This window comes from Streptomyces sp. NPDC037301 (assembly GCF_055602785.1).
On record NZ_JBVJWD010000086.1, the window covers coordinates 9,807 to 18,519 of the forward strand.

The 8,713-nt window shown below is 67.9% G+C and carries 10 protein-coding genes and 1 pseudogene; 6 read left to right on the forward strand and 5 right to left on the reverse strand.

The features are described from left to right. Positions 1 to 334: 334 nt before the first annotated feature. Positions 335 to 847 (reverse strand): hypothetical protein, encoded by a 513-nt coding sequence (locus ACZ7IB_RS46290; RefSeq protein ID WP_470921190.1) that lies wholly within the window; start codon positions 845 to 847, stop codon positions 335 to 337. A gap of 379 nt (positions 848 to 1,226) precedes the next feature. Between ACZ7IB_RS46290 and ACZ7IB_RS46295 the strand changes: the two genes are divergently transcribed. From ACZ7IB_RS46295 to ACZ7IB_RS46305, 3 genes are read left to right on the forward strand one after another with little or no spacing between them, the layout of a single operon-like run. Beyond that, positions 1,227 to 1,538, forward strand: a complete 312-nt coding sequence (locus ACZ7IB_RS46295; protein ID WP_470921192.1) for a transposase — start codon at positions 1,227 to 1,229, stop codon at positions 1,536 to 1,538. After that, a complete protein-coding gene (locus ACZ7IB_RS46300) occupies positions 1,535 to 2,146 on the forward strand; it encodes an IS3 family transposase (protein ID WP_470921194.1) in 612 nt (203 codons plus the stop codon). The genes ACZ7IB_RS46295 and ACZ7IB_RS46300 overlap by 4 nt, the downstream gene beginning before the upstream one ends. After that, positions 2,143 to 2,460 carry an IS3 family transposase gene (locus ACZ7IB_RS46305; protein ID WP_470921195.1) on the forward strand — a complete coding sequence of 106 codons (318 nt, stop codon included), beginning with the start codon at positions 2,143 to 2,145 and terminating at the stop codon, positions 2,458 to 2,460. Before ACZ7IB_RS46300 ends, ACZ7IB_RS46305 begins: the two co-directional genes overlap by 4 nt. Here ACZ7IB_RS46305 and ACZ7IB_RS46310 read toward each other — a convergent pair. Continuing rightward, entirely contained in the window at positions 2,457 to 3,206 is a 750-nt protein-coding gene (locus ACZ7IB_RS46310) for a hypothetical protein (RefSeq protein ID WP_470921196.1), read from the reverse strand. The two genes, ACZ7IB_RS46305 and ACZ7IB_RS46310, sit on opposite strands and share 4 nt — an antisense overlap. A gap of 369 nt (positions 3,207 to 3,575) precedes the next feature. On the opposite strand from ACZ7IB_RS46310, the gene ACZ7IB_RS46315 reads away from it, so the two are divergent. The 3 genes and pseudogenes from ACZ7IB_RS46315 to ACZ7IB_RS46325 all read left to right on the forward strand — a co-directional run. Further along, positions 3,576 to 3,704, forward strand: a complete 129-nt coding sequence (locus ACZ7IB_RS46315; protein WP_470921198.1) for a hypothetical protein — start codon at positions 3,576 to 3,578, stop codon at positions 3,702 to 3,704. 279 nt (positions 3,705 to 3,983) lie between these two features. Next, positions 3,984 to 4,439: a hypothetical protein gene (locus ACZ7IB_RS46320; RefSeq protein ID WP_470921199.1), complete on the forward strand. Its 456-nt coding sequence runs from the start codon at positions 3,984 to 3,986 to the stop codon at positions 4,437 to 4,439. A 26-nt stretch (positions 4,440 to 4,465) separates the two neighbouring features. Beyond that, a pseudogene (locus ACZ7IB_RS46325) lies at positions 4,466 to 5,066 on the forward strand (site-specific integrase); the annotation flags it as partial. Positions 5,067 to 5,380: 314 nt separating this feature from the next. Here the strand turns inward: ACZ7IB_RS46325 and ACZ7IB_RS46330 are convergent. The 3 genes from ACZ7IB_RS46330 to ACZ7IB_RS46340 form a co-directional block, all read right to left on the reverse strand. Next, positions 5,381 to 6,712: a lipase family protein gene (locus ACZ7IB_RS46330; RefSeq protein WP_470921201.1), complete on the reverse strand. Its 1,332-nt coding sequence runs from the start codon at positions 6,710 to 6,712 to the stop codon at positions 5,381 to 5,383. Positions 6,713 to 7,274: 562 nt separating this feature from the next. Then, positions 7,275 to 7,712, reverse strand: a complete 438-nt coding sequence (locus ACZ7IB_RS46335) for a hypothetical protein (RefSeq protein ID WP_470921202.1) — start codon at positions 7,710 to 7,712, stop codon at positions 7,275 to 7,277. Then, positions 7,712 to 8,389, reverse strand: a complete 678-nt coding sequence (locus tag ACZ7IB_RS46340; protein ID WP_470921203.1) for an endonuclease/exonuclease/phosphatase family protein — start codon at positions 8,387 to 8,389, stop codon at positions 7,712 to 7,714. The genes ACZ7IB_RS46335 and ACZ7IB_RS46340 overlap by 1 nt, the downstream gene beginning before the upstream one ends. Positions 8,390 to 8,713 lie beyond the last annotated feature (324 nt).

The following is an 8,713-nucleotide window of genomic DNA, read 5'->3' on the forward strand; positions in this document are numbered from 1 at the left end:
CCAGTCGAAGGTTCCGTCCCCATTGGGGAAAACCGGGGTCAATCACCTCACTTTCCCCGCCCCCCCCCCCCCCCCCCCCCCGGGACCAGATTCGCGTCCGTGAGCCCAGTGGCCCGAACGCCGCGCCCCGGGCGGCCGCTGGATCGCGCGCTGCGCAGGGAACGGACAACCTGCGCTCGCCGTCGCCGTCCTCGATCTCGGCGCCGAGGAGCCCGACATCGCCATCGCCCTCACGCGCGCACGGCCCTGGCGCCGCTCCGCCAGGGTCGGCCTGCACGAGGGCCGGCGCGTGACGAACGATCCCAGAAGCGAGATGTGTACGACTCTTTGAGCCTCAGGCGTCTGGCTCCCGGCGGGCGGCGATGTACTCCGTCCAGTCGCGCTTGGCCAGGGTGGCCCATCGGGTCGCGTTGCTCACGCTGGTGCCTGTCAGTTCGGCGAGGATCGACGCTGGAACGTCGGAGGTCACGGCGAGGCGGACGGTGTTGCGGCCGGCGAGTCCCTTGAGGCCGTATTGCCGGAGCTTGATGTTGATCGTCTCCAGGCGGAGCGGACGGGCCGGGTTGTGCCCCGGGAAGAGCCACGGGGTTGTGCTGGCGGACTGGTTGTTCTGCCAGGCCGATTCGGCTTGTTCGAGTAGTCGGCCGACAAGGACCGAGACGCGGGGCGGCAGGTCTACGTAGTGGCTGTCCAGCCGGAGGCAGGCGGTGCTTCCGTTCAGCGTGACGTCACCAGTGGTGAGTCTCAAGATCTTGCTGATCTGAAGGCCGAGGAGGACGAGGCTGCCGACGACTCGCGCGGTGAGGGGGAGGTGCTCGTCTTCGACGCAGCGTCGCAGTTGCTGCACGCGCTCGTCATCCTCGAGGAAGGTGCTGGGTTGTTCCACTCGCCGGGTCGAAACGTCAAGGCTGCGGGCGAGCTTGTGGTTGTGTGCCCACAGCAGGAACGGGCGGACGTCCCTGCGCAGCCGGGTGCCCAGGGACAGCCAGCGGTCGAGGTCCTGCTGGTTGAGGTCCGCGAGGACGATACCTTCGTCGTCCAGCCAGACAAGCAGCTCCAGTGCGCGCAGGATGAGGGAGCGGGTCCTCGACAGGGACGAGTAGCTCCGCCCCTGGCCCGATCACGGTGGCGGCGGATCACGTACCAGTGAGCGAAGGGGCTGAGGTTCCCCCGAGATGCGGGGATGGGTGACAGAAGGTCAGATGGGTCTCGTGAGAGGAGCCCAGATGATGCCTGCGCCGAGGAAGTACCCGCTGGAGTTGCGTGAGCGTGCGGTACGGATGTACCGGACCGCCGAGCCGAAGCCTGTGATCCGCCGCATGGCCGAGGAACTCGGCGTGCACCACGAGGCCCTGCGCAACTGGATCCGCCAGGCCGAGGCCGACGCCGGCGAACGCGACGACCTGCTCACCACCGCCGAGCGTGAGGAGCTTGTCGCCCTGCGCAAGGAGAACGCCCAGCTCAAGCGTGCGAATGAGGTCCTGCGGACGGCCTCGGCTTTTTTCGCGGCCCAGCTCGACCCGACCCGGCCCAGGTGACGGCGCTCGTTGACGAGCACCCGCATCTGGGGGTCGAGCCCGTACTCCGGGAACTGAACATCCCCTCCTCCACCTACTACCGGTGGCGCCAGGCGGAGAAGGAACCGTGCGAACGGCGCCGCCGGGACGCCGAGCTGACGGGCAGGATCCGGCAGGTCCACGACGAGTCCGGCGGGATCTACGGCTCACCTCGCGTGCACGCCGTCCTCAAGCGTGAGGGCGTCCACGTCGGCGGGAAACGCGTCGAGCGGCTTATGCGGGAGGCCGGCCTGGCCGGGATCAGCCCCCGCCGGGGCACGGGTTTCACTCGCCGTGACCTGGACGCCGATCTGGCCCCTGCCCTGGTGCAACGCGACTTCACCGCGAATGGGCCGAACCGGCTGTGGGTTACCGGCCTGACCGTGATCTCCACCGGGGAGGGGCCGTTGTGGCTGTCCGCGATCCGCGACGCGTTCTCCCGCCGGGTGGTCGCCTGGGAGACCTCCGCCCGCGCGGACGCCGACCTGGTCCTCACCTCGCTGGAGTATGCCCTGGCCGGCCGCGAAGTCGCCCCCGGTGAACTCGTTCACCACGCCGACCACGCCGACCACGGCAATACACGTCCGTGAAGCTCACAACACGCCTGGTCAGGGCCGGTATCCAGGCGTCCATGGGCTCGGTCGGCGACTCGTTCGACTATGCCCTGGCGGAGAACCTGTGGATGGTCATCAAGACCGAGTGCATCCGCGGCCGCGTCTTCGCCACCAAAGCCGAAGCGAACCTCGCGCTCTTCGAGTACATCGACGGCTTCTACAACCCCCGCCGCATCCAGAAACGGCTGGGCTACCTCAGCCCGATCGAGTTCGAGGAGAAGTACTACGCCGACCAGGCAGCGACCGAACAAGTGAACCTGAAACCACGTCAACCCGCTCTGACCAGCTAGTCAGCCACTCCCGAGCTGCGGGGGAGCCTCAGGCTGACGACCTGCCGGTGCCTGGCGGCTGCCTGCTCGAGGATCTGGCCGGTCCATCGGGGCAGGCGTTCGACTTCTTCGTGGCGCGTGGGCAGGACGCCGGCTGTTGAGAGGAGATCGCAGGCATATTCGGTGGTCAGCTTGTCGGGTAGGGCATCCAGGCTCCTGTGAGTGATCTCGGCCTCTCCGGCGGCCAGAGATGCGAAGAGTTCGGAGACGCCGTGGTAGTCCAGCCAGTGGTGCACGCTGATCGGCCGGTTGGCTGCGTGAAGCGTGGCTCGGAGAGGTTCAAGCCGGGGCGGGACGGTGGGCGCGCCGGGTGCCAGGAGGTTGGTCAGGCGCTGGTCGAGGACGCAGTGGGCACAGAAACCTCGGCGGTAGAACTCTCCGCTGTCGCCGCAGCTCTGGCATTCGTAGGCCGGGCCAGCTCCAGCGCAGGGCCCGCACAGGGGAGCCCCGTCGGGACCTCGGCCGATCAGCGGGCGGGTCTGGTGGCAGACGCGGCAGCTCTGCCCGCACACATGCGGCCGCTCCTGGGCGACCAACGGTTCCATCGTGGCCAGGATCCGGCGCAGCTGCGGGCCCGGGACGCCGGCTGCGAGTGCCTGCGCCGCCAGCTCGGCTACGTGGGATCCGGCGGTGCGCAGGCTCACTACCCTGCGGTTGCGTACCTCCACCGCGTCGGCGAGTTCCTTGAGTAGCTGCGTCCAATCCATGCCCGGCACAACGCCCCCGCCAGGCAGAGGGTGACGGGCGGTAATGACCCGGGGCCCGGCCTCTCAGCTCTCTCCCACCTCCCAGCGCGTTCACCAGGGAAACAGGGGGATCAACCGCCTAGACATCCAAGACATTCAGCATGTTTCGGTTCCCGGACTCCCAGGCAGCTCCCAGATGACCGGGGGAGCTGGGAGGTGGCGCAGAGTGAGCCATTTCCACCTCACGCTGACCTGGCGAGGTGGAGGGCGAGGACGGCACTGACCAGGTTATGCGCCGGGGCACACGGTCGCGGCATGCGCCATCCTCAGCGTGTCTTCAGGCCGCGGTCTACGAGTTCGTCCGCGCACTCCTCCGGCACCACCCAGTCCGTGACTGTGCTTTCGTACGTGGGGGCTTTCAGTGACCAGGCCTCCGCCACCAAGGACCTCGGCCGCTGGATCGGCGGGAAGCACCTGCGTGACTTCCTGATGAAGACCGAGCTCGCCTCCGACCTGTAGAGCAGGGAAGAGAAGCTCAAATCGCACATAAGGAGGCTGATGCCTACAAGAGCTTCGTCGACCACCTCCTCGCACTCCCGGGCAGCGAGTAGTAGATCTTCCGGCTGGCGGGGCGGCCCATCGGATGCCGCCCCGTTCCATAGCAGCCATTGCTGCGACGGAGCCGGGCCCGGCTGACGTTCTGCCGCCGGGTCCCCCGGTACGACTTCCCACCCGCCTGGGTGACGCCATCTGTGCAGGAACGATTCTCCAGCGCCCGTACGCCCGAGCATGAGGGTCATGATTCGTCATCTGCGCCGTACCACCACCTTCTTCGCGGCCGCCGCGGTGGTTGCCGGTCTCGCGGTCACCGTCGCTCCCGCCACGGCCGCCACCTCTTACAGCCCCGTCGGCCGGGCCCCGGCCGCCCGCGACCTCCCGGAGCCGCCTGACGCCGCGAAGGCCCGCGAGCCGCTCGCGGGCCTTCGCGTGGCCGACGAGGCAGCCGGCATCATCTGCGGCACCGATGGCAGATCGGGGCTCACGGTGGGGACGGCCCACGCCAGGGACTGCGCCACAGCACTCCAGGTCGCGAGCGCCTACACGCGGAGCTGGAACAGCGGCGGCGAAGGGGCCACGACCGTCCACGCCGCAGGATCCGTCTGGAGCTGTCGGGAACAGCCGGGTCCGCTGAATCCGTATCAGGAATGCGTCGAGACAGGCGGCACCGGTCGGTGGGTCACCCTGACGTCCTGATCTAGACGCCCGTCGACGCTACGGGCCTGCTGATCGCAGCGCTCGCGGACGTCGTAACGCTCCAACGGCGCCAGCGGCAGGCGCGGATCTCGGCGTTCGACGAGGAGAGCTCCTTCCTGGACACACTGTCGGAGTATCAGTGGGCCAGGGACGCGGCCGGGCTGGCGCAGGAGACGCTGGGCGGTCTGATCAAGCCGGTGATCGAGGTCTGCGAGTTCTACGGCACGGTGCCGTGGCAGCTCTCGTCCCGTGAGGTCGATCGGTACTTCGCCGGGCCGGGGAAGCGGGCTCAGCCGACGATGCAGTACAAGATCGGCAAGATCGACGGGTACTTCGCGCTCCTGGAGCAGCGGAACGCGGGCGAGATCCTGGGCCGGCTCGGCGCCGTGGTGGAGTCGCCGATCGACCCCGGCCACGGCATCGTGGTGACTTCGGGCTGCGGATCCCGCCGTCGCAGGCGGCGATGAAGGCGTTCTTCGGCCGCTGGCGCGAGGACCTGCCCTGGGCGCGGAAGTACCTGGTCGCCCGCCGTGACTACGTGATGACGAATATCTGTCCGGTGTCCGTGCGGCGGAGCTGTGCGGCGTCTGCATGGGGGATATCCACTGGGAGCACGGTGTCCGGGGCGCTGGTGTAGATGACCGCGTCCTCGTCGGGAGCCGGAGGGTCGAAGCGGTCGAAGAAGTCGTGCCTAGCGTGAGCTGCTGAGGGGTTGGGACGTGGTCAAGTCGGTGCCGATGAGTCTCCGTGGCATGGATGGAGCGATCGTCGAACACCGTGCTTGGCCACGTCCCAGCCCCGACTTGCCGTGGTCTTCCACCGGACACCCTGCCGCGAGAACGAAGCAGCCCTGCGCTTCGGTCCGCCGTCCGGAATGCCCGCAGTGCGGCCACCCCGGGCTGGTAGCCCGCCGAAGTCCCGCACTGTCCAAGTCGTTGGTATCAGTGGACGATTCGTTCCATGATCCAGTCGACCAGTGGCTTGGTCACCTGACTGTGCTCGGTGTTCTCGTTGTCGCACTTGAACTCGTCGAGCGCGCTCTTCTCGTCGGCTGCCTCGACCTTCTCGTACGGGTCGACGTCCCACTTGGCCGGGTCGTAGTCCAGCGCGACCGCACTGACGGAGGGGACGAAGCAGCTGAACTTGTACTTCTCCGGGATGTCAGCCCCGAGTGCCGCGGCGATCTTGCCGAAGGAGCCGAGGGTGCCACCGGGCGTGCCGTCAAGGCCGGGAACGTACGAGGTGAAGCCCCGTCGGACCTGGCCGGCGGCCCGCATCTCACCGATCGGCTTGCGCGTTCCGCCGTCGGGCTGGAAGTTCGCCTGGGCGTAGACGACCAGCGGCACCTGCCGCTTGAACACCTCCGTGCCGGCCGGCAGGTCGCGGCCGGTGCCGTTGCCGGTGCCGTTGGCCACGCCCAGCTTGCGCGGCCGTCGCGGGAACTGGCCGAGGTCTCGCAGTTCGGCCAGGAACTGCGTGCGCAGGTCGCTGGAGGTTGCGACGGGGCCTTCGTGCTTCGCGTCCGGGATCCATGCGTACAGCAGCTGCTGCGCGGCGGGGCTCCTGATCAGCTCGGCCTCCTTGACCTTGCCGGGCTTGGCCGGCAGCGACTCGAAGAAGTAGGCCATCTGCTGGAGGATCAGCGGGATCCAGGCGCCGTTGTGTGGGGAGTCCCAGGAGAGGTAGGTCGCGGTCTGGTGGTCCTGGTGCTGGTTCTCCATCTCGGCGAGGGCGTAGCGGGTGATGATCCCGCCCATGCTGACCCCGCCGACGATCAGTGGCTCACCGCCCTGCCTCTCTTGGATGACCCTGTTGATGGCGCTGATCACCACCCCGGCGTTGGCCTGGATGTAGGTGTGGCGCTCCTCGAAGCCGACCAGGACAACGTCGATGCCCGCGGTGAGCAGCTGCTCGAGGAAGCCCACGTTGCTGCCCGGGTAGGGCGCGTTGAAGTGGGCGAACAGCCCCGGCAGGTCACTGCGGCCGTAGTTGAAGCCGTCCGCGAAGATGAACGGCCGCTCCAGCTCGTCGTGGCCGTCGGCGAGGTATACCGCAGCCTCACCGACGGCCACCTCCCGCCGGTACGGTCGGGCGGACCGAAGCGGCCAGGTGTGCTTCGGCTGCCGGTCGCTGTCGCGCGCCACGCCCGTCGGGGTGCCGAACCAAGGGCCCTGCGGCAGGTTCTTGGCGAACTCCGCGACCTTGTCCGCCGAGGACTTCTCCTCGGCCTGCTTCCACGTCAGTTCGACGTCGATCCTGGCTTCCTGTGCCATGGGACAGCTACCGCCTCTGCGTAGGTGTTGTTCACGGGCCCGCCACAGCCCATCCCTGATCACGTGCGAGTGGGCGGGCAGTGCACGGGATTTGTCACAACTCCGGGCAGAGGATGGGATCCGCCACCTGCCCTCGTGGTGACCAATTGCAACAATGCCATCACTCAGCGTGTCGCGCAAAAGCGGCCCGCCTCGCCGCCCAGGCATCCTTCGACAGTCAGCCGGCGACCGATTTCATCGAGGAGCCATCGCAACGGCTCGCCGGCCTCCTCGCGGAACGCAGAGATCGTTTGCGAACGGGGGCAGCCAACTCACTTCTCACCCCGGCGAGTACCGCGCACTCGGCGGGCATGCACGGGTGCCACCGGGACTGGATCGCTGAGTATGGCGAGGGCCCGGCCGTCCGGCAGATCGGTGAGCTGGTCGGTCTTTTCCAGTGCCGGCTCCGTCGCCTACCAACTCGGTCGGTTGGAGGCCCGTGGGCTGATCAGTCGGGGCAGCAGGCGGTGGCGCTCCTGCCGCCTCGGTACCTGAGCGGGAGAAGGCGCGTTCCCGGGGCTCCCTACGCGGGCTCGCCGCCCATGCGCTGGAGTGTGGCCTGACGCAGGTGAGTGAGCAGCGGCAGGATGTCGTCCGGGGCGGCGTCGCCGATGCTGATGATGGCGCGGGCGATGGTCTCCGACTGTGCCGGAGTCGCGGTCGGCGCGATCGCCTTGAGTGTCTCGAAGAGCGCAATGGAGAAGCGGACGGTCGGGTCGGCGCCCAGCTTCTCCGTAGCAGCCTGCACCTCCGGGGCGTTCAGGCCGTCGTGGATGTTGAACTCGCTGGGCAACAAAAGCTGCATGATGCTTTCGCCGAGCTGCGTGACCAGGATCGGCGTGCTCGTCTCACCGGAGCCGTGGTCCAGGAGCGCCGCCATGTCTGACGCATCCTCCTTCCAGACCGCTTTGAGGTAGCCGCAGGCACGGAGGATGTCGTCCGGGGCCATCTGATCAGCCACTACCGGTACTCCCACACATTGTCGGTCTTCGCGCGATCAAGGTCGATGCGCACCACCAGGCCGTAATGGTCCGAGGCGCCCTTGGGAGTATCCAGCACGTCGTAGCTGACGACCGTGTCCCGCAGAGGCTCGGACACCCATAGCTGGTCGATCCGGTCGTCCGTCGCGGTGCGCCGGAGAAGACCCTTGTCGCCGGTGTCTTCGTAGAGCTTCCACGCCGCGTCGGTGAAACCGCTGTACTCCAGTATTTCGGTTACTCGCCGGTCCGGGACCAGCTGGCCTCCGACCTCGGACGGCAGCCGCGTCCTCGCCGATTTGTTGTACGGACGCATCGCCGCGTAGTCGGGGGAGGCGTTGCCCGGGTTCGAGGGCGGGTAGTTCAGGTCGCCGGCCACGAGGCCATAGGGCCCGTACCGAAGCGCCCGTGTTGTGAGCAGTTTCGCCTCGTCACGTGCCTTGTCGGCGACGAACGGGTTCAGATGCGCGCTGATCACCGCGAGCGGGGCGGGCAGGCCGACATCGATGACCGCGGCCCCGAAGCCGTGCAGCGTTTCCTGCGCGAAGTCCGTGTTCCAATGGCTCCACCGCCCCATGGTCTCCCGCCAGTAGAGAAGCATCGGCGGATAGCCGGAGCCGGAGGGCGGGATCGGCACCGCGTCCATGTCCAGGTCGGCCATCGCCCTACCAAGCTGCCGGTGGCCGTACTTGTCCCAGTCAACCGCCTCCTGCAGGTTTCCGGCCGACGAGGTGTCCGCAATGGCGTTGACCTGCGGCTGAGCGTAGCGAACATGTCCGTGACGTGGGAGGCAACGCCGTGTTGCACCACGCGATCGAGTGTGAGGACGGCGGCGTCGAGCCCGGGATATCGGGCGTGCCGGCGGTGTGTGCTGTGGCATGGGATCCCCTTAGGGCGTGTATCGAGTCGTGATCACCGGATGGTCGGGGTGAGGTCTTTGATCCAGATCATCGAGGCGCGCAGGTGGAGGCCGGCAAGGTAGCTG